Annotated in this window: 22 protein-coding genes and 1 pseudogene; 17 read left to right on the top strand and 6 right to left on the bottom strand. The window is 61.4% G+C overall.

The window, feature by feature from the left end; all coding sequences use genetic code 11:
- Nucleotides 1–220 precede the first annotated feature (220 nt).
- The 6 genes from AAIL67_RS16815 to proX (AAIL67_RS16790) all read left to right on the top strand — a co-directional run bounded on the left by AAIL67_RS16815 (nt 221) and on the right by proX (AAIL67_RS16790) (nt 7,609).
- The gene (locus AAIL67_RS16815) at nt 221–859 is read left to right on the top strand and encodes a YqhA family protein (protein WP_034393946.1); all 639 of its coding nucleotides are present in this window, start codon (nt 221–223) and stop codon (nt 857–859) included.
- A gap of 719 nt (nt 860–1,578) precedes the next feature.
- Entirely contained in the window at nt 1,579–2,874 is a 1,296-nt protein-coding gene (proV, locus tag AAIL67_RS16810; RefSeq protein ID WP_149353971.1) for a glycine betaine/L-proline ABC transporter ATP-binding protein ProV, read from the top strand.
- A gap of 15 nt (nt 2,875–2,889) precedes the next feature.
- Nucleotides 2,890–4,134: a glycine betaine/L-proline ABC transporter permease ProW gene (gene proW, locus AAIL67_RS16805; protein WP_343484421.1), complete on the top strand. Its 1,245-nt coding sequence runs from the start codon at nt 2,890–2,892 to the stop codon at nt 4,132–4,134.
- A gap of 20 nt (nt 4,135–4,154) precedes the next feature.
- Entirely contained in the window at nt 4,155–5,210 is a 1,056-nt protein-coding gene (gene proX / locus AAIL67_RS16800) for a glycine betaine/L-proline ABC transporter substrate-binding protein ProX (protein ID WP_343484420.1), read from the top strand.
- Nucleotides 5,211–5,384: 174 nt separating this feature from the next.
- Complete coding sequence (gene proX / locus AAIL67_RS16795; protein ID WP_034360481.1) at nt 5,385–6,455, top strand: glycine betaine/L-proline ABC transporter substrate-binding protein ProX; 1,071 nt, start codon at nt 5,385–5,387, stop codon at nt 6,453–6,455.
- 107 nt (nt 6,456–6,562) lie between these two features.
- Complete coding sequence (gene proX, locus AAIL67_RS16790; protein WP_082877411.1) at nt 6,563–7,609, top strand: glycine betaine/L-proline ABC transporter substrate-binding protein ProX; 1,047 nt, start codon at nt 6,563–6,565, stop codon at nt 7,607–7,609.
- Nucleotides 7,610–7,685: 76 nt separating this feature from the next.
- On the opposite strand, the gene AAIL67_RS16785 is transcribed toward proX (AAIL67_RS16790), so the two are convergent.
- Nucleotides 7,686–8,198 (bottom strand): hypothetical protein, encoded by a 513-nt coding sequence (locus AAIL67_RS16785; protein ID WP_059440902.1) that lies wholly within the window; start codon nt 8,196–8,198, stop codon nt 7,686–7,688.
- Between the two features lie 124 nt (nt 8,199–8,322).
- Between AAIL67_RS16785 and AAIL67_RS16780 the strand changes: the two genes are divergently transcribed.
- Complete coding sequence (locus AAIL67_RS16780) at nt 8,323–9,021, top strand: DUF3334 family protein (protein ID WP_063664557.1); 699 nt, start codon at nt 8,323–8,325, stop codon at nt 9,019–9,021.
- Between the two features lie 60 nt (nt 9,022–9,081).
- On the opposite strand, the gene AAIL67_RS16775 is transcribed toward AAIL67_RS16780, so the two are convergent.
- Entirely contained in the window at nt 9,082–11,112 is a 2,031-nt protein-coding gene (locus tag AAIL67_RS16775; protein WP_343484426.1) for a PQQ-dependent dehydrogenase, methanol/ethanol family, read from the bottom strand.
- A 339-nt stretch (nt 11,113–11,451) separates the two neighbouring features.
- Between AAIL67_RS16775 and AAIL67_RS16770 the strand changes: the two genes are divergently transcribed.
- The 3 genes from AAIL67_RS16770 to AAIL67_RS16760 are packed head-to-tail and all read left to right on the top strand — an operon-like array spanning nt 11,452 to nt 13,815.
- Nucleotides 11,452–11,934, top strand: coding sequence for a MarR family transcriptional regulator (locus tag AAIL67_RS16770; RefSeq protein WP_343484419.1), 483 nt, complete (start codon nt 11,452–11,454; stop codon nt 11,932–11,934).
- Between the two features lie 52 nt (nt 11,935–11,986).
- Nucleotides 11,987–13,183 (top strand): multidrug effflux MFS transporter, encoded by a 1,197-nt coding sequence (locus AAIL67_RS16765; RefSeq protein WP_343484418.1) that lies wholly within the window; start codon nt 11,987–11,989, stop codon nt 13,181–13,183.
- Nucleotides 13,184–13,236: 53 nt separating this feature from the next.
- Nucleotides 13,237–13,815 (top strand): SMI1/KNR4 family protein, encoded by a 579-nt coding sequence (locus tag AAIL67_RS16760; protein WP_343484417.1) that lies wholly within the window; start codon nt 13,237–13,239, stop codon nt 13,813–13,815.
- Between the two features lie 85 nt (nt 13,816–13,900).
- Here AAIL67_RS16760 and AAIL67_RS16755 read toward each other — a convergent pair.
- Nucleotides 13,901–14,116 (bottom strand): annotated as a pseudogene (locus AAIL67_RS16755) (SulP family inorganic anion transporter); the annotation flags it as partial.
- A 90-nt stretch (nt 14,117–14,206) separates the two neighbouring features.
- Nucleotides 14,207–15,598: a class II fumarate hydratase gene (fumC, locus tag AAIL67_RS16750; protein WP_034360456.1), complete on the bottom strand. Its 1,392-nt coding sequence runs from the start codon at nt 15,596–15,598 to the stop codon at nt 14,207–14,209.
- Between the two features lie 305 nt (nt 15,599–15,903).
- Between fumC and AAIL67_RS16745 the strand changes: the two genes are divergently transcribed.
- The 7 genes from AAIL67_RS16745 (at nt 15,904) to AAIL67_RS16715 (ending at nt 23,413) form a co-directional block, all read left to right on the top strand.
- Complete coding sequence (locus AAIL67_RS16745) at nt 15,904–18,030, top strand: bifunctional diguanylate cyclase/phosphodiesterase (protein WP_063664569.1); 2,127 nt, start codon at nt 15,904–15,906, stop codon at nt 18,028–18,030.
- A gap of 135 nt (nt 18,031–18,165) precedes the next feature.
- A complete protein-coding gene (locus AAIL67_RS16740) occupies nt 18,166–19,719 on the top strand; it encodes a fumarate hydratase (RefSeq protein ID WP_224650248.1) in 1,554 nt (517 codons plus the stop codon).
- A gap of 135 nt (nt 19,720–19,854) precedes the next feature.
- A complete protein-coding gene (locus AAIL67_RS16735) occupies nt 19,855–20,355 on the top strand; it encodes an N-acetyltransferase (RefSeq protein ID WP_343484416.1) in 501 nt (166 codons plus the stop codon).
- A 300-nt stretch (nt 20,356–20,655) separates the two neighbouring features.
- Nucleotides 20,656–21,375: a hypothetical protein gene (locus AAIL67_RS16730; RefSeq protein ID WP_343484415.1), complete on the top strand. Its 720-nt coding sequence runs from the start codon at nt 20,656–20,658 to the stop codon at nt 21,373–21,375.
- 208 nt (nt 21,376–21,583) lie between these two features.
- Nucleotides 21,584–22,168, top strand: coding sequence for a hypothetical protein (locus AAIL67_RS16725; protein WP_059440898.1), 585 nt, complete (start codon nt 21,584–21,586; stop codon nt 22,166–22,168).
- 79 nt (nt 22,169–22,247) lie between these two features.
- On the top strand, nt 22,248–22,880 hold the full coding sequence (locus AAIL67_RS16720; RefSeq protein WP_063664573.1) for a DUF938 domain-containing protein: 633 nt from the start codon (nt 22,248–22,250) through the stop codon (nt 22,878–22,880).
- 11 nt (nt 22,881–22,891) lie between these two features.
- Nucleotides 22,892–23,413 carry a DUF2199 domain-containing protein gene (locus AAIL67_RS16715; RefSeq protein ID WP_034378532.1) on the top strand — a complete coding sequence of 174 codons (522 nt, stop codon included), beginning with the start codon at nt 22,892–22,894 and terminating at the stop codon, nt 23,411–23,413.
- 122 nt (nt 23,414–23,535) lie between these two features.
- Here AAIL67_RS16715 and AAIL67_RS16710 read toward each other — a convergent pair whose 3' ends face one another.
- Entirely contained in the window at nt 23,536–24,414 is an 879-nt protein-coding gene (locus AAIL67_RS16710) for a TIGR00730 family Rossman fold protein (RefSeq protein ID WP_003078213.1), read from the bottom strand.
- Nucleotides 24,415–24,631: 217 nt separating this feature from the next.
- Entirely contained in the window at nt 24,632–25,009 is a 378-nt protein-coding gene (gene crcB, locus AAIL67_RS16705) for a fluoride efflux transporter CrcB (protein ID WP_034378558.1), read from the bottom strand.
- Nucleotides 25,010–25,040: the final 31 nt, after the last annotated feature.

The following is a 25,040-nucleotide window of genomic DNA, read 5'->3' as shown; positions in this document are numbered from 1 at the left end:
AAAGTGCCTGCTTGGTGTTGATTTGCTTGCACTTTTTTCAAAATACCCTGGAACAAACCCTTAGAATCGCGCACCTGCTGCTGCAGAGGCCTGGGCCCACATTACGGCCTGCTCTCGAAGGCGCAGGCAGTCCGGGACGCGGCCCCAGCAAAACCAGTCTTACAAGGTGGCGGCATCCCGTTGCCCACCCATCGCATCCAGTCCGCCCCGAGCACACATCATGAGCCGCATCCCTTCCGACGAAGCAGGCAACTCCACCCACCACACGCCGCATGGCGGCTTCCAGCCCTCTGGCGCATTGCGCCCACTGCCCTCGCTGATCTTTGCCAGCCGCTGGCTGCAGTTGCCGCTGTACCTGGGTCTGATTGCCGCCCAAGGTGTCTATGTCTGGCACTTTCTGCTGGAGCTCTGGCATCTGGTGGAGGCGGTCTTCGGCAATCAGGAAGCCCTGCATGCCCTGATCACCAATATTGGCTACAAAAGCGATGTCCAGATCACCCATCTGAACGAAACCATCATCATGCTGGTGGTACTGGCCTTGATCGATGTGGTCATGATCTCCAACCTGCTGATCATGGTCATCGTGGGTGGCTACGAAACCTTTGTCAGCCGCATGGGCCTGGAATCCCACCCCGACCAGCCCGAGTGGCTGAGCCATGTGAATGCCTCGGTACTCAAGGTCAAGCTGGCGCTGTCCATCATCGGCATCAGCTCCATCCACCTGCTCAAGAGCTTTATCAACGCCGGCAGCTATGAAGTGCAGGTGCTGATGTGGCAGACCATCATCCACGTGGTCTTCCTGCTCAGCGCCCTGGCCATTGCGCTGACCGACAAACTCACCCAAAGCGCTCATCATTGAGACAGCACGTCCTCCCCAAAAAGCCCCGCATGGTTGACCATGAAGGGGCTTTTTTCATGTCCGTGGCAACGGCAAAACGCGTCAAAAGCTGACAACCGGCAAAAAAAAGCCCTCGATAAGCTGCCACGCCTTATCTATCAAGCACTTGCGCCTCCTGTTTTTGCGTATGCAAATGTTTCAATGGCGCGATTTCCGGCGGATGCAGGCAGCAAAGCTTACAGTTTGATTTGACGCATAAAACCCAATTCGATATATTAAAAAGTCATTTACAACCTGCCGTGCAGGTCGTCACCGCATTGTTGAGATGCGGTTGACTCACTTCCCGGCGGATCGTTGTGTCAATTCATGAGCGCTTGCCGCTCTTTGGCGCAGCCCCGTCAACCGGGCCGAAACACGGCCCTGATGTAGGGGGCTCTCCCCGGCCGATATTGCCGGGGTTGGCCTGACAAGAAGCCGTGCAGACGCGTGCCAGTCGGTACCCGCTCTGCCAGCCAGCTGCTTCTTCCAATTTGCCAGCTCTTGCGCACACCTGGCTGTGCCATCCGGGCTGAAAACTCGGCGCCATCGCTGCGCCATCTGCATTGCGCAGCCCTGTCCACAAGGCCGGGCTGAGCTGCGGCATCAGGGCTTTTATTTTGGCTTGTGCGCCAGCGCCCACCGGCATTGCCGGCTGTGGGCGCTGGACTGTGTTCCATCTCATCAAAAAGGAGAACGCCACAGTGGCCAAGCAAATCGCTATCGATCATGTCTTCAAGGTCTTCGGCAACGATCCGAAAACCGCGCTCAACCTGGTGAAACAGGGCCGAAGCAAGCAGGAGATCCTCGCCCAGACCGGGCAATCCATCGGCGTGTTCGACGCCGACTTCACCATCGAGGCCGGTGAAATCTTTGTGGTCATGGGCCTGTCGGGCTCGGGTAAGTCCACCCTGGTGCGCATGCTCAATCGCCTGATCGAGCCCACCAGCGGCCGCATCCTGGTCGACGGCCAGGACATCAATACGCTCAATGACAAGGAACTGCGCGCACTGCGCCGCAAGGACATCTCCATGGTGTTCCAGTCCTTTGCCCTCATGCCCCACCTCACGGTGCTGGACAACACGGCCTTTGGTCTGGAGCTGGCCGGCGTGGACCGCGCCACACGCCAGCAGCAGGCGCAGGATGCCCTGGAGCAGGTAGGACTGGGTGCCTGGGGCGCCTGCTACCCGGACGAGCTCTCCGGCGGCATGCAGCAGCGCGTGGGCCTGGCCCGCGCGCTGGCCTCCGACCCGTCCATTTTGCTGATGGACGAGGCCTTCTCGGCGCTGGACCCCATCATCCGCACCGAGATGCAGTCCGAACTGTTGCGTCTGCAGGAAATCAAGCGCCGCACCATCGTCTTCATCTCTCACGATCTGGACGAAGCCATGCGCATTGGCGACCGCATCGCCATCATGAAAGACGGCATGGTCCAGCAGGTCGGCACGCCCGACGAGATTCTGCGCAATCCGGCCAACGACTATGTGCGCACCTTCATTCAGGGTGTGGATGCGGCAGCCGTGTTCAAGGCCTCCGACATCGCTCGCCAGGCGCTGACCGTGATTTCAGAGCACAGCGACCGCGGTTGCCGCGCCGCGCTTCGCCTGCTGGAGGACTCCGACCGCGATTACGCCTATGTGCTCAATGCACGCAAACGCTTTCTGGGCGTGGTCTCGTCGCAGTCGCTGCGCGATGCGCTGCACGGCCACGAGGGAATGCTGGGCCTCAAGCACGCCTTTATCTCCGATGTGAAGCCCATCGCCAGCAGCACGCCGGTGGCCGAACTGTTCGGCACCGTGGCCACTCCAGCCTACCCGCTGCCCGTGGTGGATGAAGAGGGCAAATACCTGGGCGTTATCAGCCGCACCACCATGCTCAAGTTCCTGGATCGTGCCACCCCGCCGGTGCCGCCACCTCAGAAGGAAATTCCGCCCATCAAGCTGGATCAGCACTTCCAGCCCAAGCCCAACACGCAAGCTGCCCAGCACGCTGCGCATTAAAAGAAGGGAGCCGATTTGAACGATAACGCACTGAACAACCCCAACACAGAAACCACCAGCACGGCTTTTGACGACCCGTGGGCCGCAGCCTCTGCGCCCGCCACCGAGCCGGCCAACGCCAATGTCACTAGCTCGGCGGCAGATGCCGATCCCTGGGCTGCCTCCTATGCCGATGCGGATGCCGGCTCAAGCACCGATGCCTGGAGCAGCGGCGATGCTGCCAGCCAGGCCAGCAGCACCGACTGGCTCAGCGCTCCCTCGCCCACCGATGTGCCCGAGCATGACGGCGGCATAGGCCAGCTCTGGCACCAGATCACCACCGAAGGCCTGCCCGTGCAGGACTCGATCAACAACGGCCTCACCTGGGTGGTTGATCATTTCCGTCCCTTCTTCCAGGCTGTTCGCACCCCCATCGACGCCACGCTCAACGGCGTGACCGATGTGCTGCAGACCATCCCCATGCCCGCGCTGGTGCTGCTGATTGCCCTGCTGGCCTGGCAGTTTGCAGGCCGTAAGCTGGCCATTGGCTCGGCAGTTTCGCTGCTGATTGTGGCCCTGCTAGGCATCTGGTCCGAAGCCATGGTCACGCTGGCCCTGGTGCTGACCTCGCTGTTCTTTTGCATCGTGATCGGCCTGCCCGTCGGCATCTTGCTGGCCAGCAGCGACCGAGCCCAGCGCTGGACGCGCCCGCTGCTGGACGCCATGCAGACCACACCGGCCTTCGTCTATCTGGTGCCGGTGGTCATGCTGTTCGGTATCGGCAATGTGCCCGGCGTGATCGTGACCATCGTGTTTGCGCTGCCGCCGCTGATCCGCCTGACCAATCTGGGCATTCGCCAGGTACGCCCCGACCTGATCGAGGCCAGCCGTGCCTACGGTGCATCGCCGGCCCAGTTGCTGTGGAAAGTCCAGCTGCCGCTGGCCATGCCCTCCATCATGGCCGGTATCAACCAGGCGCTGATGCTGTCCCTGTCCATGGTGGTGATCGCTTCCATGATCGCCGTCGGCGGTCTGGGCCAGATGGTGCTGCGCGGCATTGGCCGTCTGGACATGGGTCTGGCCACCGTCGGCGGCCTGGGCATCGTGCTGCTGGCCATCGTGCTGGACCGCATCACCCAGGCCATGGGCGAGCCCAAGCGCGGCAGTGCCCGCTGGTGGGCCACCGGCCCAGCTGGTCTGGCCGTGCGTCTGCTGAGCAACAAGCGCTCGGCGCCGGCTCCCAAGCCCGGCAGCGAAGCCACCAAGCCAGCAACGATCTGAATCAAGAACAAGGAGAACGCATGAGTACAGCCACCAACACTGCCAGCATCCGCCACGGCCTGAGCCACTGGCTGCTTGCCAGCACAGCCGCAGCCTCCATGGCCCTGTCCATGGTGAGCACCGCTGCTTTCGCTGCCGACGAACTGCCGGGCAAGGGCATCAAGGTCCAGCCGCTCAAGAGCTCGATTGCCGAAGAAGCCTTCCAGACCCAGCTCGTCATGAGGGCCCTGGAAAAGCTGGGCTACGAGGTCCAGCCCATGAAGGAAGTGGAATACCCCACGGCCCATATTGCACTGGCCAACGGCGATGCCACCTTCATGGCCAATCACTGGAACCCGCTGCACGCCGACTACTACAAGAATGCGGGCGGCGACGCCAAGCTCTACCGCAAGGGCGTGTTCTCGGCCAATGCGGCCCAGGGCTATCTGATCGACAAGAAGACGGCCGATGCGTACAAGATCACGAATCTCGGCCAGCTCAAGAGCCCCGAAATTGCCAAGCTCTTCGACACCGACGGTGACGGCAAGGCCGACCTAACGGGCTGCACGCCGGGCTGGGGCTGCGAAGCCATGATCGAGCACCAGCTTGGCGCCTACAAGCTGCGCGACACCGTCACTCACAAGCAAGGCACCTATTCGGCGCTGATGGCCGACACCATCACGCGCTACAAGGCCGGCAAGCCCATCCTCTACTACACCTGGACGCCCTACTGGGTGAGCAATGTGCTCAAGCCCGGCAAGGATGTGGTGTGGCTGGAGGTGCCGTTCTCCGCGCTACCCGGCGAACAGTCCGGCACCGACACCAAGCTGGCCAACGGCAAGAACTACGGCTTTATTGCCAACAACCAGCAAATCGTGGCCAACAAGGCCTGGGCCGAGCAAAACCCTGCGGCAGCCAAGCTGTTTGAAATCATCAAGCTGCCCGTTGGCGACATCAACGCCCAGAACTACATGATGAGCCAGGGCCAGAACAAGGCCTCCGACATCGAGCGTCACACCGACGGCTGGATCAAGGCCCATCAGAAGACTTTCGACAGCTGGATCAGCCAGGCGCTGGCGGCTGCCAAGAAGTCCTGATCACAATCCCCGAATCACGGCGACCGCTTGCGCGGCCGCCGTTTTTTTATCACCGGGCCGCCCCAAGATAAAACGCCCCTCCTGGAGGGGCAGCGAACCACACGCAGTGGGGAGCGTGGGGTGTCATTTTCAATCGGGCCGCAGGCCCACCCAAGCCAAGGAGAGACAAGAACAATGAGCAAGTCTGTGCAGACCCAGACCCCAAACCGACGCACCAGGCGCCAGCTGCTGCTGGGCACGGCCGGCGCCGCAGCGCTGAGTCTGGGCCAGTCACCGAGCTGGGCAGCCGGCCAGAATGTGCCTGGCGATGCGCTTCCGGGCAAAGGCATCACCGTGCTGCCCGTCAAGAGCGCTCTGGCCGAGGAGAACTTCCAGACACTGCTGGTGATGAAGGCGCTGCAGCAGCTGGGCTATACCGTCAAGCCCTGGGAAGAGCTGGACTACCCGCTGATCCACGTGGCCGTGGCCAATGGCGATGCCAGTTTCATGGCCAACCACTGGAACCCGCACCACGCCGAGTTCTATCAGCAGGCCGGTGGCGACGCCAAGCTCTCGCGCAAGGGCGTGTATGCAGCCGGTGCGGCCCAGGGCTACATGATCGACAAGAAGACGGCCGACGAACACAAGATCACCCATCTCGACCAGCTCAAGGATCCTGGACTGGCGGCCCTGTTCGATATCGACGGCGACGGCAAGGCCAATCTGATCGGCCCCAACGCCGGCTGGGGCGGCGAGGCCGTGGTGGCCCACCAGATCAAGGCTTTCGGTCTGGCAAACACCGTCAGCTACACACAGGGCAACTATCCGGCCCTGATTGCCGACACGCTGGCGCGCTTCAAGGCCGGCAAGCCCGTGCTGTACTACGCGTGGACACCGTACTGGCTCAGCAATGTGCTGCGCCCGGGACAGGAAGTGGTGTGGCTGCAAGTACCGCGCTCCTCCATGCCCGGCGTGCAGGCCGGCACCGACACCCGGCTGCCCAATGGCCGCAACTACGGCTTTCCGCTCAACAACGAGTACATCGTGGCCAACAAGCTCTGGGTCGAACAGAACCCGGCTGCCGGCAAGCTGTTCGAGATCATGCAGATTCCCATCAGCGACATCAGCCGCCAGAACCAGCTGCTGCGCGAAGGGGAAAGCAAGCCCACCGATATCCACCGCCATGTGGACGCCTGGATCAAGGGCCACCAGAAGACTTTTGACGCCTGGATTGTCCAGGCCAAGGCCGCAGCCCTGAAATCCTGATTCGCCAACGGCGCACCAAACCGGGTTCGGGCGCCGTTTCTTTCATCAACCCTCTCGCTTTTTTCATGCCGATTTCGGGGTAGGCACCCAGCATCCAAGGAGTATTCATGCACCGCGACACGCCCGCACATTCCCCTCTCCCAACCCTGCAGCCCCGATACCGCTATCTGGTTGCCATCGCCTTGCTGAGCTTTGGTGCTGCTGCCGCTCAAGCGCAAACGAGCTCTGGCGATCTGCCCGGCAAAGGCGTCTCGGTGCAACCGCTCAAGGGCACGGTGGATGAGGAAATGTTCCAGACCCTGCTGGTTTCGCGTGCTCTGGAGAAGCTGGGCTACCGGGTACAGCCCGTCAAGAGCCTGGAAAACGGCACCCAGCATGTGGCCGTGGCCCAGGGCGATGCCACCTTTACCGCGACTCACTGGATGCCGCTGCACCGTGCCTTCTATGAGAGCAATGGCGCAGACAAGGCCTTCTATCGCGCAGGCACCTATTCGCGCAATGCGGTCCAAGGCTATCTGATCGACAAGGCCACGGCCGAGAAGTACCACATCACCAGCATCACGCAGCTCAAGGACCCCAAGCTGGCAGCGCTGTTCGACACAGATGGCGACGGCAAGGCCGATCTGACGGGCTGCAACCCGGGCTGGGGCTGCGAGCTGGCCATCAACAAACATCTCAAGGGGCTGGATCTGGAGTCCAGCATCACCCACAGGCAAGGCAATTACCAGGCCTTGATTGCCGACACCATCACCCGCTACAAAAGCGACAAGCCCATTCTCTACTATGTCTGGACCCCGTTCTGGGTGAACACCGTGCTGCGCCCGGGCAAGGAGGTCAGCTGGCTGGAGGTACCCAATGTCCCCGGTGCCCGGGGGGAAGACCAGACCCAGCTACCCAATGGCAAGAATTATGGCTTCCAGCTCAATCAGCAGTACATCCTGGCCAACAAGGCCTGGGCCGAGAAAAATCCGGCAGCTGCCAAGCTGTTTGCCGTGATGCAGCTGCCTATCGAGGACATCAACGCCCAGAACATGCGCATGCGCCAGGGCGAGAGCAGCTCGGCCGACGTCAGCCGCCATGTGGACGGCTGGATCAAGGCCCATCAGCAGACTTTTGACGGCTGGCTGGAGCAGGCGCGCGCCGCTGCAAAATAAGGATTAAAAACGGCTGCAGCGCTTTATGGCAAAGCGCTGACAGCCATCAAAAGTGATTTCGACAGCGGGCCCCCGCCTACCAATTGGCCTTGGCATTGCGGCAGGCCGCCTGGCTGGACAGGGCGACAAAGCGCTCCACCCGCAGCGCCAGCATCTTGCGCCCCTGTCGGGCCAGCACCGGATCAGCCACGGCTCGCTCCACCACCCTGCCCTGTATCTCGGCCAGCATGGCGACGGTGGCACTGCTGCGCGTGTTCAGATAGGCCTGCTCCAGCAGCACGCTGTCTCCCTCGGGCAGCACGCCGATGATCTGGCCGCTTTCGCATTCCTGAAACCGGGCCGTCTCGCCGTCCAGGCTGTACAGGCCCTGCCAGCGCCCGCTTTCCTCGCTAGGCTTGAGGCCTGCGGCGGCAGGGCCGGCCTGCCTGACCTCGGTCTGGGCCTGGGCCTGCTTCTTGCCCGTCAGACCGGTCCAGGTCTTGTCCCAGGTCTGGGAAACCTTGTCCGTCATGCCGGACAAGCTCGAACAGGCGGTCAAACCCGTCACCACAATGACACTGGCCGCCAGGCGCCACAGCTTGCTCTGCATGAATACCTCTGATTTTCCAAAAGCAGGCACGTTAACAGACAGCGGCAGCCGTCAATTGCTGCAGATATCTCTATGCAACAAAGTGTTGCATACATAATCAGCGATCTCTTGAACTAATGCAGCCATGAGCCAACCCACCGCCCCCATCGTCCACGGCACCGAAGATGTGCTGATTGCCCTGTGCAACTCCGTCTCGCGCGTGCTGCAGGTGGCCACCCAGTGCCCGATTCAGTACTCGGGCATGGTGCAACGCATCACCAAGACCAGTCTCAAGCCCGATATCGGCTGCTTTGTGCTGATCGATGGCGGCTTTTCGGCGCTCATCATCATCAACTTCTCGGCCGATGCGGCCATGGAGCTCTACCGCAGCTATCTGCTGTCCATGGGCATGGCCGAGAGCGATCTGGCCAGTTCCTATACCTCGGACGATGTGAGCAACGTCATGGGCGAACTGATGAACCAGGTCGTTGGCGACTTCACCAGCAAGGTGCAGCGCGAGCTGCAGACCCATATCGCGCAAAGCCAGCCCAAGATGATCCGCCTGAACAAGCAGGTCAATCTGAGCGTGGATGCCAACCTCGATGCCCCCGAAGCTCGCCGCGTGACCTTCTACACGGGCAACAACAACATCTTCTATCTGGAGATGGCGGTGGATCACATGGAATTCATCAAGATCAAGGACTTCGAAGCCCAGGAGAAGCCCGACCCCGATCTGGTCATGGCCCAGACCCGTGAAGCCCAGACTGGCCAGGCGCCTGCCGCTATCAATACTGCTGTAGCCTCCAGCGATACAGACGACCTGCTCAAGTCGCTGGGCCTCTAAGGCAAGAGCGACGGCCCGGGAGCTCGCGTTTGCACGTGATCGGTCTTGCGTCGGCGGCGCTTACCGGCCTTTTTCTGCCGGCAGGCCCGGTCTTACCGCATCTGCCATTGCGAGAATAAAGGCGCGTAGCTTTTGCACATCGTCGTCGCTGAGCTTGCCCGCAAAATCGGGCATGCCACGCGAGGTGGCCGGGCCGTTGATGATGAAGCTGCCCAGATTGTCAATCATGGCCACAGGCAGATAGGTCAGGCTGGGCAGGGCTCCGCCCTTGCTGATGCCAGGATAGCCGTGACAGGCAATGCAGTTGCTGTTGTAGAGTGCGGCCCCGGCCGGCACCAGTTGCTGGTCGTACTTGAGCCCACCGATCAGGGCATTCATCTGATAGGCCACCCGTTCCGGCATCGGGGCTTTGCCTCCCAGCACAAAGGTATAGACCGTGCCGGGGCTCTTGAAGTCGGCCACGCGGTCACCGAGGCCAAAAGCACCACCCCAGCCCACGGCAATCGAGACATATTGCCGGCCGTCCAGTTCATAGCTCACCGGTGCCGCAATCACACCGCTGCCCATGGGAGCAGCCCAGAGCTTTTTGCCGCTTCTGGCGTGATAGGCCACCAGCCGCGCATCGGCCGTTCCCTGAAAGACCAGATCACCGGCCGTCGCCAGCGTTCCTCCATTCCAGGGCGAGACATGCTTTTGATGCCAGGCTTCCTTTTGCCGCACCGGGTCCCAGGCGATCAGGCGACCAAAGGGCGGGCTGCTGGGCTCCAGCATCACGCGCCCCGTATTCCAGCCGGTATTGCTCATGAGCTGGCCCGGCGTATTGCTGTTGAAGCCGGTCCAGTTCGGATCGTCGGCCATGGCCGTGGGAATATGCTGGGCCGGAATATAGGCCAGCCCTGTCTGCGGGCTATAGGCCATGGAATGCCAGTTATGCGCCCCCAGGGGGCCGGGAATGATCTCGGCCTTGCCGGCGCCGCGCACGGCCTCCTCCATGATGGGACGGCCGTTGCCGTCATAGCCCCTGGCCCAGTTCACGGGCACAAAGTTCCTGGCGGAGATGAATTTTCCGCTCTGACGGTCGATCACAAAAAAGTAGCCATTCTTGGGCGCATGCAGCAATACCTTGCGCAGCTTGCCGTCAATTCTGATGTCAGCCTGCACGATATCCTGGGCAGAAGTGAAGTCCCAGTTATCGCCCGGCGTTTCCTGGTAGTGCCATTTGTAGGCACCCGTGTCCGGGTCCAGCGCCACGATAGAGCCCAGATAGAGGTTGTCTCCCCCCGCAGGACTGCGCTTGCGGTGCGCCCAGGGTGAACCATTGCCCACGCCGATATACATCTGATCGAGTTCGGGATCGAACACCAGCGAGTTCCAGACCGTTCCGCCACCGCCGCTCTCCCAGTACCTGCCTGCCGGGTCCCAGGTTTTGGCCGCCTCCTCCAGCGCCTTGCTCTCATAAGCCCGAGCCGGATCGCCTGGCACGGTATAAAAGCGCCAAACCTGCTTGCCGGTCTCGGCGTCGTAGGCCGTCACATAACCGCGAGCACCATATTCGGCGCCGCCATTGCCGATATAGACCTTGCCCTTGAACACGCGCGGAGCGCCCGTGATGGTGTATGAAAAATTCTTGTTGTCTATGGTGTCCGTGGACCAGACCTGCCGGCCCGTGGCAGCGTCCAGCGCAATCAGCCGCCCGTCGAAAGCACCCACAAACACCTTGCCCTTGTAGACGGCCACACCTCGGTTGACCACATCGCAGCAGCCTTTGTAGGCCATCTCGCGCGGCACCTGTGGGTCGTAGGTCCACAGCGCCTTGCCCGTGCGCGCATCCACCGCATGCACCACGCTCCAGGGGGCGGAAACATACATCACGCCATTCACCACGATGGGAGTGGCTTCCACGCCGCGCGACGAATCGAGCTTGTACGACCAGGCCAGGCCCAGTTGGTCCACATTGCCACTGTGGATCTGCTTGAGCGGGCTGAAGCGATTTTCCTGATAGTTCAGCCCATGGCTGGGCCAGTCCTTGCCGGTCCTGGCATTGGCTTCGATATGAGCGTCATCCACATGCCCCGCAGCCAGCGCCGGCATGGACAGCCAGCCCAGCAATCCTGCAACGGCCAGGCTCACCAAACGCCGGTTTGGCCTGTGGTGGGTGCGGATGCACGCAGGGTTTTGCATAGAGTCTGTCTCCTGTGGTGATGGGTCGCTCTGCCGCAGTTCTCCCGCCAGCTTCGGAAAATTCTTGGGCAAACAGGAGCAGCTCGCATCACAGGCAAATCCGCACTCCGTTTGGACGATGCGTCGCACGTCTGACAAGGTGCCATGTCCGACGACAGCAGGTCACAGCATCCTGGCCTAAAACCCTGTTAACAAGATAAATACTGTTTGCGCAATAATTTGAATACCAACTATTTAAATGCATTCGGAATGTCCAACACCGCCTCACTGTCCAGTCGTCAGCGCCAGCTCATGTTCGTCATGGCGCAGGTCAACAAGCAATGGCGCCGCACGCTGGACAAGGTCCTGGCACCCCTGGGTCTGACGCAGGCGCTGTGGCTGCCCCTGGTCCACCTGGAGCGCAGCGCGGGTGCCATGCGGCAAAAGGACCTTGCTCTGGCGCTGGCGCTGGACAGCTCTTCCATCGTGCGACTGATTGACGGCCTTCAGGCCCAAGGCTGGGTGGAACGCATCGATGATGCCGATCGGCGCGTCAAGCGCATACAGCTCACGACGGCCGGACTATTGCAGGTCGAGACCGTCAAGACCATCGTGGCGGATGTCCGCAGCGAAGTCATGCAGGAGCTGCCCCCCGATCTGCTGGATGCGGCACTGGATGCACTGGAAACCATGCTGGAAAAGATGGCTGCGCTGGAAGCAAGCGCCAGCGAGGGCTCCCAGCCCGAAAGCTGAACTAGCGCCACACGCAACAGAACCCTCACGGCCAGTTCCGGATTTCACTTGTATGCAAAGTCCCGTCACCCCTGTACGCAAAGCGCCGCTCTGGCTGCTGGTCATGGTCACCATCGCCGGCACCATGGCCATGCATATGTTCATCCCGGCTCTGCCCGATGCAGCTCGCCACTTCGGCGCCAGCAGCGGACAGATGCAGCAGACCATCACCGTCTACATCCTCGGCCTGGCACTGGGCCAGCTGATCTACGGCCCCATGTCGGATGCACTGGGCCGCCGCCCCCTGTTGCTTGTCGGCCTGTGTCTCTACACCGTCGCCAGCCTTGCGGCCTTTCTGGCCCCCAGCGCGAATATGCTGATTGGCGCGCGCCTGATTCAGGCTCTGGGCGGCTGCGCCGGCCTGGCACTGGGCCGCGCCATTGCCCGCGACACCGCGACACCCGAAACCGCCGTGGGCAGCCTGGCCTTGCTCAATCTCATGATGATGATTGGCCCGGGCATCGCCCCCTCCATCGGCTCGGGGCTGGATGCCCTGTTCGGCTGGCGCATCATTTTTGCAGTGCTGGCGCTCATGGGGGCGTTAACGGCCATCGGAGTCTGGCGCCTGCTTCCTGAGACCGGTCACCCCACCGGCAAGCTGAACTGGCGCACCGTGCGCAATGACTATCGAACCTTGCTGGGTTCACCCCAGTTTCTGGGCTTCGCCATAGGCGGCGGTAGCGCCACCACATCCCTGTACGCCTTTATTGCTGCAGCGCCGTTCATCTTCATCGAGCAGTTGCACACCAGCAAGGCGCAGCTTGGCATCTACCTGGGGGTGCTGATGGCCGGCATGGCAGCAGGCAATGCGCTGGCACGCCAGCTCATCAAACGCTGGCCACTGGAGCGGCTGATACTGGGCGGCAATATGCTGAGCCTGGGCTGCGCGGCAGCACTGGTAGTCCTGACGCTGCTGCAGCTGATCAACGTGCCCGCCGTAGTGACATTGATGCTGCTGTTTACCTTGGGTTCCGGCATGACCAGCCCCGCCGCACTCTCCAAGGCTCTGGGCGTGCACAGCGAGTTGACGGGATCGGCTGCCGGAGTCTATGGCTTCACGCAAATGGCCGTGGGCGGTCTGTGCACCTTTGGCGCCAGCCTGGGCGGCAGCCCGGCGCTATCGGCTTTTACAGTGCTGCTGATTGCCAGCATCGTGGGTCAGCTGGGCTTTCGCAGTGCGCTCAAGATGAAACCGGCCTCTAGCGTTTGATGGAAAATCGTAAACAGCTATATATTCAGTAGCAAACAGATTCAAGGAGCAGCATGTCATCCATCGCCCAAAGCTGGCAGCGCATCAGCGCCTGGTATGCCCAGAACACCCCCAAAGACACTCTGGTCTTGGCCGATGGCGCCAGCGAGGCAGAAATTGCCGAGCTGGAAGCCGCCCTGGGTCAGCGCCTGCCGGACGATGTGCGTGAGTCACTGGCCCTGCACAACGGCGCGGCCAATGAGGCCTATCTGCTGTACTTTGGCGAGCTGCTGTCCACACAGCGCATGCTGGAGGTCTGGCAGATGTATGCGGACATGCAAAAGAGCGAAGGCTGGGGGCTTGGCCCGGACTACAACCCGGACTATCTGCAAGGCCCTCTGCGCCCCGTGTACTGGGATGCACTGCGTATTCCCCTGACCGACAACTGCGGCGATGGCGCCATGCTGGACCTTGCACCAGCGGCTGGTGGCCATGCGGGCCAGATCATCGAGTTTGATCACGAGGGAGGCCCCAAGGGCGTGTTTGCACCCAGCTTCTCGGCCTGGCTGGCGCTGCTGGCCGACGAGCTGGAGCAAGGCAAGCATGTCTATATCGAAGACGCAGGCTGCGTGGCACCGCCGGGCACCTGGTGAAAATCGGCGTTCAAGGCCTGCACGGCATCGTCCACGCTCCAGGCTGAATAGCAGTCGGGATTGAGCCCCGCATCTGCACGCGCTGCAGCACAGCCGCTGAGAATGAGGTCGACGACACAATCGCAAAGCGGCTGGTACCGAGCAGCCCATAGACCAGCAAGCCCGCAAACAGCGCAATCACCCCGGCCTGGGACGGCGCACCGGCAATGCCAGAATAGGCCACGGCCTCGGGCAGCAGCAGCCCCGCGATAGACAGGCCCGCAATCCAGTCCGCGCCCACAGGCATCCAGCGCGCAGTCATAAAGGCTTGTGCAGATTGCTGGTCACACCTGACCAGCCGGGCAAAAAGAAAAGAGCCCGGCAGGCGGGCTCTTTTCAGGACGGAACCGGCTTACAGATTGCCGACCATCTGCTCGGGCACGACCCACCGATCGAACTGCTCGGCCGTCACATGGCCGCTGGCAATGGCCGCGTCACGCAGGCTGCTACCCTCCTTGTGCGCCTTCTTGGCAATATAGGCTGCCTTGTCGTAACCGATATGCGTGTTGAGCGCTGTCACCAGCATCAGCGAACGGCCTACCAGTTCGTCAATGCGCGCACGGTTTGGCTCTATGCCCACGGCGCAGTGATCGTTGAAACTGACCATGCCGTCGGCCAGCAGGCGCACGCTTTGCAGGAAGTTGTGCGCCACCATGGGGCGGAACACATTGAGCTCGAAGTTGCCCGAGGCTCCGCCGAAATTGATGGCCACATCGTTGCCGAACACCTGGGCGCAAAGCATGGTCACGGCTTCGGACTGCGTGGGATTGACCTTGCCCGGCATGATGGACGAACCCGGCTCGTTCTCCGGGATCGAGATTTCGCCCAGGCCGCTGCGCGGCCCGGATGCCAGCCAGCGCACGTCGTTGGCGATTTTCATCATGCTTGCAGCCAGCGTCTTGAGAGCACCATGTGCATAAACCAAGCCGTCGCAGCTCGCCAGGGACTCGAACTTGTTGGGCGAGGTGACAAACGGGGAGCCCGTCAGTCTGGCCAGTTCTGCCGCCACGCCTTCGGCGTAGCCTTTGGGGGCATTCAGCCCCGTACCCACGGCCGTCCCCCCCAGTGCCAGCTCATACAGATGCGGCAATGCGGCCCGCACATGGGCTTCGCCATGGGCCAGCTGGGCCACCCAGCCGGATATTTCCTGACCCAGCGTCAGCGGCGTGGCATCCTGCAAATGCGTGCGACCGATCTTGACGATATCGGCAAAGGCTTCACTCTTGGCCAGCAGCGTGACACGCAGCTTGGCGATGGCGGGCAGCAACTTGTGCTCGATGGCCGTCACCGCAGCCACATGCATGGCCGTGGGATAGACATCGTTGCTGGACTGGCTTTTGTTCACATCGTCATTCGGGTGCACCAGACGGGCTTCACCGCGCTCGCCGCCCATCAGCTCGCTGGCTCGGTTGGCCAGCACCTCGTTGACGTTCATATTGGTCTGGGTGCCGGAGCCGGTCTGCCAGACCACCAGGGGGAACTCATCGGGGTGCTTGCCCGCGAGCACCTCATCGGCGGCCGCGTTGATGGCTCTGGATTTTTTCTCGTCCAGCAGACCCAGCGCCTGGTTGACGCTGGCGGAGGCCTTTTTGACCTGCGCCAGCGCAGCAATGATTTCACGCGGTTGCTGCTCGCCGCTGATGTCAAAATTCTGCAGCGAACGCTGCGTCTGCGCGCCCCAGAGCTTGTTGGCGGGTACATCGATCAGGCCAAAAGTGTCTTTTTCCTGGCGGGTGACTGTCATGGAATCGCTCCTTGCAATACAACTCGGCGCAGCTGGCTGAAGAAATCTGGCTGCCGTTGGCCGCAAACGGAAGTCGACCCACCGCCAGGCAGGCCACTTCCACAACCGGTCCATGCTAGCTCAGCCCGGCAGGCGGCAAGCACAATCGAGGCAACACCCCTGCGCCGGCAAGGCCAGAAATACATAGTTACATTAAATCAATGTCGGACAAAGAATCCGACCGGCCTTGCTGGCCCGCCACATCAATGTTCACTGACCTTTCCATCCCCATTGCGACCACCGTCATGACATCAAGCTACAGCACGATGATGGTGTGTGTCTCCATCGTCATCGCGGTATTTGCCTCTTTTGTGACGCTGGGTCTGGCCCGTCGCATGCGCATGGCCTCGGGCAGAATCGGACGCATCTGGTGGGCCATCGGCGCCATGGTGATGGGCACGGGGGTCTGGGCCATGCACTTCATCGGCATGCAGGCGTTTGAGCTGCCCATCACCCTGGGCTACAGCGGTGCTCTGACGCTGGCCTCCTGGGTCGCGGCAGTCGCGGCATCGGCATTGGCCTTTGGAGTGGCAACCAGGGCCGAATACCGCTGGCCTCATTTTCTGGGCGCCTCGCTGCTCATGGGCGGCGGCATCTGCGCCATGCACTACCTGGGCATGCTAGCCATCGAGATGTCCATCCCGATTGCCTGGGACTGGCCGCTGGTGGCGGCCTCCGCTCTGATCGCTGTACTGGCCTCGGCCACGGCGCTGACTCTGTTTCGTGCACTTTTTTCGCTCTCCGGCAAGCGGCTGTGGCTGTTCCAGACATTGGCGGCACTGGTCATGGGCTTTGCCATCTGCGGCATGCACTACACCGGGATGTCGGCGGCCAGCTTTGCCAGCGGCTCGGTCTGCCTGAGCGCGGAAGCCCTGAGCGGCCCCGAGCTCACCACCATCATCATCATCACCACGGTCATGCTGCTGATTGCGGCGATGTTCAGCACCTTGCTCGATGCGCGCCTGCAAAGCACAGCCTTCAAGCTCAATCAATCGCTGCAGGAAACCAATGCCAAGCTGCAACTGGCCAATACCGAGCTGCGCCAGCGCGCCTTTGCCGATCCGCTGACCAATCTGCCCAACCGGCTGCTGTTCGAAGACCGCCTCATCCATGCCCTGCTGCGCCTGGAGCGCGCCAACCGCTCACGAATCAAGGAGCGGCTGGGAATCTTGTTTGTAGATCTGGACGGATTCAAGCCCATCAATGACTCCTTCGGTCATGCAGCAGGCGACCAGATCCTCATCAGCGCGGCCGAGCGCCTCATGGCGGAAGCCCGCAGCAGCGATACCGTGGCCCGCGTGGGCGGGGATGAGTTCCTGGTGCTGCTGGAGGACACCCAGGACGTGGCCGCCTGCATGGCGGTGGCCAATCGCATTCTCAAGGCGCTTAGTCAGCCCTTTCGCCTAGGCAACAAGGAGCTGCAGATCACCTGCTCCATCGGCATCGTGGCCTTTCCCGACCATGGTGACCGCGACCACCTGATCGCCAATGCCGACGCCGCCATGTACGCAGCCAAACGCAATGGCGGCAACGGTTTTGCAGTGTTCGAGCCGCATATGGGCAGCGATGCCTCCGAGCAGCTGGAGCTGCAAAACGACCTGCGCCATGCCATTCAGCGCAGTCAGATGGAGCTGCATTACCAGCCCAAGATCGACAGCGAGCGCGGCAACATCATCGGGGTCGAGGCGCTGCTGCGCTGGGCTCACCCCGAACGCGGCATGATTGCCCCGGACATCTTCATTCCCCTGGCCGAGCGCTTCGGCATCATCAACAGCCTGGGCAACTGGGTAATCGAAGAAGCCTGCCGCCAGCTGGCCCTGTGGCGCGATATGGGACTGCAGATGCGGGTGGCGATCAATCTTTCTGTGCACCAGCTGCGCGAAAGCGGCCTGGCAGATCGCATCACCCAGACGCTGCTGCGCCACGACGTACAGGCCAGCCAGCTGCTCTGCGAGATCACCGAATCCGTGGCCATGGAAGACACCCAGGCCACGCAGCGCGCAATCGAGGAATTGCGCGACATCGGCATCTTTCTCTCTATCGACGACTTTGGCACCGGCTACTCCAGCCTCAACTACCTGCGTCAGTTGCCCGCGCAGCAGTTGAAGATCGACCGCAGCTTCATCCGCGACCTGGAAACCGAGGAAGATGCCCGCGCCGTGGTCCATGCCGTCGTGCGCCTGGCCCATGCCCTGGGCCTGCGCGTGGTGGCCGAGGGGGTGGAAACTGCGGGTCAGCGGGACATCCTGATCGACATGCAATGCGATGAGCTTCAGGGCTACTTCTACGCGCGCCCCATGTCGGCGGACAGCCTGCTGGCCTGGGCAAGAGGCGATCGCCGAGGTGGTCAGGCCGATTTCTCGGCCTCCATCCTCGGCGCACTGACCGGCTGAACGCCGCACAGCACCCACCAGTCATATATAAGACTGGTGGGTTATGGCTGCAAGAATTGTCGTCTGGACCGATAATCGATGGGTTTACCGTGCGCGCCCCACGCGTACAGATTGCAACCCCCGAGAAGCTTCACGATGACCACCTCCATCCGCCAGCAGGACCTGATCGATTCGATCGCAGGTGCCCTCCAGTACATCAGTTACTACCACACGCCGGATTTCATCCAGCATCTGGCCCGCGCCTATGAACGCGAGCGAAGCCCTGCGGCCAAGGATGCGATGGCGCAGATCCTGACCAACTCCAAGATGGCGGCCACCGGCCAGCGCCCCATCTGCCAGGACACTGGCATCGTCAACGTGTTCCTGAAAGTGGGCATGGACGTCAAGTGGGAAGGCTTCACCATGGGGCTGGAAGACGCCATCAATGAAGGCGTACGCCGTGGCTACAACCACCCCGACAACACGCTGCGCGCCTCCGTCGTGGCCGACCCCCAGTTCAAGCGCAAGAACACCAAGGACAACACCCCCGCCGTGATCAATGTGCAGATCGTGCCCGGCGACAAGGTGGACGTAACCGTGGCCGCCAAGGGCGGCGGCTCCGAGAACAAGTCCAAGATGATCATGATGAACCCCAGCGACAACATCGTGGACTGGGTTCTGAAGACCGTCCCCACCATGGGCGCTGGCTGGTGCCCGCCCGGCATGCTGGGCATTGGCATCGGCGGCACGGCTGAAAAGGCCGTCCTGCTGGCCAAGGAAAGCCTGATGGAAGACCTCAACATGTACGAGCTGCAGCAAAAAGCTGCCAGCGGTGCAGAGCTCGACGACGTGGAAAAGCTGCGCCTGGAACTGTTCGAAAAGATCAACGCCCTGGGCATCGGTGCCCAAGGCCTGGGCGGCCTGACCACGGTGCTGGACGTCAAGATCAACATGTACCCCACGCACGCGGCCTCCAAGCCCGTGGCCATGATTCCCAACTGCGCCGCCACGCGCCACGCCCACTTCGTGATGGATGGATCAGGCCCCGTGCACCTGGATGCCCCCTCGCTGGACACCTGGCCCAAGATCGACTGGCACCCCGACTACAACAAGTCCAAGAAGGTCGATTTGAACAATCTGACCAAGGAAGAAGTGGCCAGCTGGAAACCCGGCGACACACTGCTGCTCAACGGCAAGATGCTGACCGGCCGCGACGCTGCCCACAAGCGCATCCAGGACATGCTGGCCAAGGGCGAGAAACTGCCTGTGGACTTCACCAACCGCGTGATCTACTACGTAGGCCCCGTGGACCCCGTGCGCGACGAAGTGGTCGGCCCTGCAGGCCCCACCACGGCCACCCGCATGGACAAGTTCACCGACATGATGCTGTCGCAGACCGGTCTGATCTCGATGATCGGCAAGTCCGAGCGCGGCCCCGTCGCCATCGAGGCCATCAAGAAGCACAAGAGTGCCTATCTGATGGCCGTGGGCGGCGCCGCCTACCTGGTCTCCAAGGCCATCAAGCAAGCCAAGGTCGTTGGCTTCGAAGACCTGGGCATGGAAGCCATCTATGAATTCGACGTGGTAGACATGCCTGTCACCGTGGCCGTGGATGCCGGCGGCACCAGCGCCCACATCACCGGCCCCGCGATCTGGAAGGAAAAGATCGCGACCGGGGAATTCAAGGGCATTGAAGTGGCCGGTGTGTAATCACCCAGCAGGCCCCGCCATAAAGAACCGCCTTCGGGCGGTTTTTTCGTCCCGAAGCTTAAAGAAAGCAGTTGAAATAGGCTGATGGGCCGAATTGGCCTTTTCCCGAGATTTTTCGAAACCCCAATCCAACGCATGCATATCCGAGCAGAACTCCCCACCGATGCCAAGGCCATCGAGCAAGTGACGATCCAGGCCTTCAAGGATGCACCGCATACCGATCACACCGAGCAATTCATCGTGCGTGAGTTGCGCGCAGCCGGGGCGCTTGCCCTGTCCCTGGTCGCAGAGATTGACGAGCAAATCGTCGGGCATGTCGCCATCTCTCCCGTCACCATCAGCGACGGCAGCCAGCACTGGTTCGGCCTGGGCCCCATCTCCGTCATTCCCCAAAGACAGCGACAGGGTATCGGCAGTGCACTCATGCAGGCAGCCATCAGCGCTCTGCAAGCGCAGTCTGCGCGGGGATGCGTGCTGCTTGGCGATCCGGACTACTACCGACGCTTTGGTTTCCGGACGGTGCCGGGCCTGGTGCTGCCCGGAGTGCCTGCCGAGTACTTTCAAGCCCTGTCTTTCAAAGGCCTGCCACCGCAAGGCGAAGTGAGTTATCACAGGGCATTCAACGCCCGGGACTGAGCCTGCCGGTTTTGACGGTCTGTCGGCTCGGCGGCGAGGCGGCATCCACACTCGGCCATCGGCGCAGCACCGATGACAAAGCCGATGTGCTGGCCAAGCCGACATGGGGTACACAGCCGCCATCAGCAAGCAAAGCTTTCGGGGTTCACGGCAACGCGATGCCTAGTCTTCGTCGAAATCAGGGCTTCTTGGTAAATACGAGACACAGATACCAAGCATGCTAATTAAGATATGCGACAGAGTGGGTATTTGTCTGACGCCGTCCAGAATGATTTGCATCGCAAGCACAAGGAGTTCAGCATGAGCCATGTCGCAGCAAAGATGGTGACCGGTGCGCTGGTGGCGCTCTCGGGCTTTGCTTCCGCACAGACTCAGCAGCCATCGGCTGCGCCCAAACCGCTGCCCTCCCCTGCGACTCAGGTATTGGTCCCCCAGGGAGTCTATGCGCAGATCGACACCAGACTGGGGCAGGAGGCGCTTCGCTTGCTGTCGCAGGGTACGCCTCAGCAGCAGCAAGCCGTGCTCGAGCGCATACGCGCCGCGCCCGAGCGCTTTCAACCGCCCGTGTTCTATGTGCTGTCGCAAACACTGTTCAAGGCAGGTCTGCGGGACGAGGCTGCCTTCTGGTTCTACGCTGGCCAGCTGCGTGCCCGCTTCGACGCCAATCGCTGCGCCGACGTCACTGCCAGACAAGCGGTCGATGTGATGAATCAGAGCTATGGAGCCCCCATCAACCGCCATCTGTTTCAGGATCTGGACAAGGCTCAGGAGTTGATCGCCAAGGTTGTGGACTGGGATCGCCGCACACCCCACGCCTACGACCCGCACTGGATCAATCTGCACGGGATGCAGGCGGTGCAGGCCTCCCGGGACCCGCAACTGGCCGCCAGGCTGACGATGGAATCGCTGAGCCTGCCAGCCGCGCAGTGGCCTGGCCTGGCCGAGCAGACGCGCACCAAATATCTACAGGGCTATCAGGAAGCCATCAGCCAGCTCAAAGCCGAATCAAAATCCAAGTGAACGATCGCTTCCGGCCCGCCGAAATCAAAGTCAAAGGTTCTATATCCCTTATGTAGCAATCGCTTGCGGCTACTCTTTTTGAATAATCTTCCGGCAAGACTCCACGCAATCTTGATGGCAGCCCCTATTGGCGCATGCCCTGTTTGCTCTACGATGACTCAGACCTCTACACCCTGGGCCACTGCAATGCCACTCAAAAGGAGTCCTCATGCACAAGATTTTTGCGCTGTTGACGACCACCGCCCTCGTCGCCTTGCTGACTGCCTGCCTGGTACCTGAGCGCTTCTCCGCCAGCGTGGAAGTGCAGGCCGATGGCGGCTACAGCTACCGCTTTGACGGCACGGTGGTGAATGCCCTGGCCGTAATGAAGCTCAGAAAACAAGGTGTGCTGAGCGAGAAAGATCACCAGGAGCTGGCGGCGCAAGCGCAGCAGCTGAGCCGCGAACCCGAGGTCAGGAAAGCCGTCTACAAAGGCAATGCGCGCTATGCGCTGGAGATTGCCGGCCAGCGAAAGCCCGGTGAAGGCCTGCAACTGCTGGACATGTTCACCGTGCAGACCGACAGAAACGGCGTGATGACGATTGCCGCCAAACCGCTCAAGGACAAGGAAAAGAGAGACTTCGCGCAACTGGGCATCACCATGAACGGCAGCCTGAAGGTCAGCCTGCCCGGCAATGCCGAGGTTCTCTCGCAAAACGCCAGCTCCACGCCCACGCTGGGCCTGGGCGCGTACAGCTGGAAAATCGGCAGCCTGAACGTACGACCCGAGATCAGGCTGCGCTTAAAACCGTGAAGGCTGTCGCAGTGCTCGGACTTGGCATTTCGGGAGAAGATGCCTGCACGATTTCCCGTGTCTGCCCGCCAAGACCCTTATGACCCCAAACCTTCCATCGACAGCCCTGCAACTGCCTTTTTCTCAGGCCTGCGAAAACAATCAGGCCCCTATTTTCGAGGTACTGAAGTCCGCTTTTCAGCACAGCCGGCATGTGCTGGAAATAGGCTCCGGCACCGGGCAGCACAGCGTGTACTTCGCACCGCGCCTGCCGCAGCTGGTCTGGCAGACCAGCGACCTGGCCGACAGTCATGCAGGCATCCAGGCCTGGCACGCCGCCCATGGAGCACCCAATCTGCGTGCTCCGCTAGAGTTCGACCTGGCAGCCGATGCCTGGCCCGCAACCACGGATCCATCAGGCTTTGATGCCGTCTTTACCAGCAACACCTGCCATATCGTGGCCTGGCCGCTGGTGCAGCGCATGTTTGATCTGGTGGGCTCGCACTTGCTCGAAGGAGGCGTGTTTGCCATCTATGGCCCGTTCAACTATGGCGGCCACTTCACCAGCGACAGCAACCGCGCCTTCGACGCCTGGCTGCGCCAGCGTGATGCGCGCAGCGGCCTGCGCGATTTTGAAGCCATCGTGGCCCTGGCCGGTCAGCACGGCCTGCAACTTGAACTCGATCAGGCCATGCCGGCCAATAACCGCACGCTGGTCTTTCGCAAACGCTGAACTCTTACACCATGGCCGCCATCTTTGCCTACCAATGCAGCAAATGCGATCAGATTCACGAAGGATCGCCAAGCTTTGCTTTCGATGCCCCTGCACCCTACCGACGCCTGAGCGAGCAAGAACGCGAGGAATGGGCCGAGCTGAGCGACGAGCTCTGCGTCATCGCCCACCCCGAAGGCACGCAATACTATGTGCGCGCCCTTCTGGAAGTGCCGATCCATGGCCTGGACGAGCCCTTTCTCTGGGGCATCTGGGTGTCGGCCAGCGAAGCCAGTTTTCAGCGCTATCTGGACTCCTTCGACAAACCTCCCGAAGACCCGATTTTCTTTGGCTGGCTGTCCAATCTGATTGCCGTCTACCCCACGCAAAAATCACGCCCGGCCGACGTGCATATCCAGGCCGACGGCACACGCCCGCGCGTGGTGCTGCACCGCTGCGATGAGGAAAGCGATGCGCTGGTCGTCGATCAGCATGAAGGCATTTCGATCGCGCGTGCCCAGCAACTGGCCGAGCAGTCGCTGCACGGCATTTAAGCCGAACCAGGCCCAAGCGCTGGCTCATCAAGAGCTATCTTCATGCATTGATGGGCAACAAAAAACCGCCAGAGGAAAATCTTCTGGCGGTTTCTGGCCGTTTGGTGATCAGGCGTGACTGCTTATCCGTTGTTCCAGCCAGTCTGGTAGAACTGCTGGATGAAGGACCAGGCCTCGGCCGGATCATCGGTGTAGCGGAACAGGTTCAGATCCTTGGCGGAAATGGTGCCCTCTTCCACCAGCACGTCGAAGTTCAGCACCCGCTTCCAGAACTCCGTGCCGAACAGGATCACGGGCACGGGCTTGCTCTTGTGGGTCTGCACCAGCGTCAGCACTTCAAACAGCTCGTCCATGGTGCCGAAGCCGCCAGGAAAGGCCACCAGCGCCTTGGCGCGCATCATGAAATGCATTTTGCGCAGTGCAAAGTAGTGGAACTTGAAGCTCAGCCCCGGCGTGATGTAGGGGTTGCCATGCTGTTCATGCGGCAGATAGATGTTCAGCCCCACATTGGGAGCACCCGCATCATGCGCGCCGCGGTTGGCCGCCTCCATGATGCCGGGGCCACCGCCCGTGCAGATGTAGAAGCGCTCGCTGGGCGCCTGCTTCATGCCTTCGGTCGCCACGATGCGCGCAAAGGCGCGTGCCGCCTCATAGCGCTCGGCATTGCGCATGCCGCGTTCGGCCAGCGCCATGCGCTGGGTATCGCCGCTGGCCTTGGCTTGCGCAAGCTGCTCGCGCGCCTGCTCCATATCCACAAAGCGTGCGCTGCCGTAGACAACCACAGTGTGCTCGATGCCGCGCTCGATCTGGGTCAGATCTGGCTTGAGCATTTCCAGCTGCATGCGGATGCCACGGGTTTCGCGGCGGAACATGAACTCCGGATCGGCGAATGCAAGGCGGTTGGATTGAGGTTCCAGCTCTTTGCCGTTATGGGCCTGGTTGTGCAGCTCGGCCCAGGCATTGGCCAGATCGGTATCGGACAGGGGTGAAGAAATTTGCATGGACCCTCGGTTCTTAGAATGCTGAGCAGCACGGACTACAGCCATCCCTAAAGATTTCGTAGCGCTGACCGCCCATCCGTCAAGTACTTCAAGCTCAAATGCACCTGTAGTGCAGATGATGCTTGCACTATACGCTCACAAAGCTATAGCCCTGGAGAGTATTTCGCCTCTAAACGCTGAAGCAGTTTGCCGCAATAGTGGCAAATGGTCTGCCAGCTTAACGGCTGAACCCGATGCTCCAGCTGAGCATACCCATGTAGGTCATGAACAGAGAGCCGACCAGATGCACACAGGCCCAGCCCAGGGCTGCGGCCAGGCGCTGCTGCTGCAGCAGGCCGATGACCTCGGCCGAGTAGCTGGAAAACGTGGTCAGAGCACCGAGAAAGCCGGTGATGATGGCTAGTTTCCAGGCCGGGTCCAGCTGGGGCATGGCCTGAAACAGCGCGATGAAGACGCCGATCAGATAGCCGCCGATCAGATTGGCGGCAAGAGTGCCCCAGGGCATGCTGGCTCCGGCACTCAGCCACAGTCCCAGCCCCCAACGCGACAGGGCGCCCAGGCAGGCACCGATGCAGATGGCAACAATATTGAGCATGGCTGCCAATCTAGCGCAAGACCGCGGCCCT

The organism is Comamonas sp. A7-5, from assembly GCF_039581385.1.
Lineage (GTDB): Bacteria > Pseudomonadota > Gammaproteobacteria > Burkholderiales > Burkholderiaceae_C > Comamonas > Comamonas thiooxydans.
Note: the sequence above shows the minus strand (reverse complement) of the source record. Positions and strands in the feature narration are given on the sequence as shown.

Bases quoted from the DNA above. Each gene is read 5' to 3' on its own strand.
- AAIL67_RS16740 (WP_224650248.1), top strand. From the start codon at position 18,166: ATGACCACCTCCATCCGCCAGCAGGACCTGATCGATTCGATCGCAGGT.
- AAIL67_RS16730 (WP_343484415.1), top strand. From the start codon at position 20,656: ATGAGCCATGTCGCAGCAAAGATGGTGACCGGTGCGCTGGTGGCGCTC.
- proX (WP_082877411.1), top strand. From the start codon at position 6,563: ATGCACCGCGACACGCCCGCACATTCCCCTCTCCCAACCCTGCAGCCC.
- fumC (WP_034360456.1), bottom strand. From the start codon at position 15,598: ATGACAGTCACCCGCCAGGAAAAAGACACTTTTGGCCTGATCGATGTA.
- crcB (WP_034378558.1), bottom strand. From the start codon at position 25,009: ATGCTCAATATTGTTGCCATCTGCATCGGTGCCTGCCTGGGCGCCCTG.
- AAIL67_RS16715 (WP_034378532.1), top strand. From the start codon at position 22,892: ATGGCCGCCATCTTTGCCTACCAATGCAGCAAATGCGATCAGATTCAC.
- AAIL67_RS16710 (WP_003078213.1), bottom strand. From the start codon at position 24,414: ATGCAAATTTCTTCACCCCTGTCCGATACCGATCTGGCCAATGCCTGG.
- AAIL67_RS16775 (WP_343484426.1), bottom strand. From the start codon at position 11,112: ATGCCGGCGCTGGCTGCGGGGCATGTGGATGACGCTCATATCGAAGCC.
- AAIL67_RS16780 (WP_063664557.1), top strand. From the start codon at position 8,323: ATGAGCCAACCCACCGCCCCCATCGTCCACGGCACCGAAGATGTGCTG.
- AAIL67_RS16765 (WP_343484418.1), top strand. From the start codon at position 11,987: ATGCAAAGTCCCGTCACCCCTGTACGCAAAGCGCCGCTCTGGCTGCTG.
- proX (WP_343484420.1), top strand. From the start codon at position 4,155: ATGAGTACAGCCACCAACACTGCCAGCATCCGCCACGGCCTGAGCCAC.
- AAIL67_RS16815 (WP_034393946.1), top strand. From the start codon at position 221: ATGAGCCGCATCCCTTCCGACGAAGCAGGCAACTCCACCCACCACACG.
- AAIL67_RS16770 (WP_343484419.1), top strand. From the start codon at position 11,452: ATGTCCAACACCGCCTCACTGTCCAGTCGTCAGCGCCAGCTCATGTTC.
- AAIL67_RS16745 (WP_063664569.1), top strand. From the start codon at position 15,904: ATGATGGTGTGTGTCTCCATCGTCATCGCGGTATTTGCCTCTTTTGTG.
- AAIL67_RS16725 (WP_059440898.1), top strand. From the start codon at position 21,584: ATGCACAAGATTTTTGCGCTGTTGACGACCACCGCCCTCGTCGCCTTG.
- AAIL67_RS16735 (WP_343484416.1), top strand. From the start codon at position 19,855: ATGCATATCCGAGCAGAACTCCCCACCGATGCCAAGGCCATCGAGCAA.
- AAIL67_RS16720 (WP_063664573.1), top strand. From the start codon at position 22,248: ATGACCCCAAACCTTCCATCGACAGCCCTGCAACTGCCTTTTTCTCAG.
- AAIL67_RS16785 (WP_059440902.1), bottom strand. From the start codon at position 8,198: ATGCAGAGCAAGCTGTGGCGCCTGGCGGCCAGTGTCATTGTGGTGACG.
- proX (WP_034360481.1), top strand. From the start codon at position 5,385: ATGAGCAAGTCTGTGCAGACCCAGACCCCAAACCGACGCACCAGGCGC.
- AAIL67_RS16760 (WP_343484417.1), top strand. From the start codon at position 13,237: ATGTCATCCATCGCCCAAAGCTGGCAGCGCATCAGCGCCTGGTATGCC.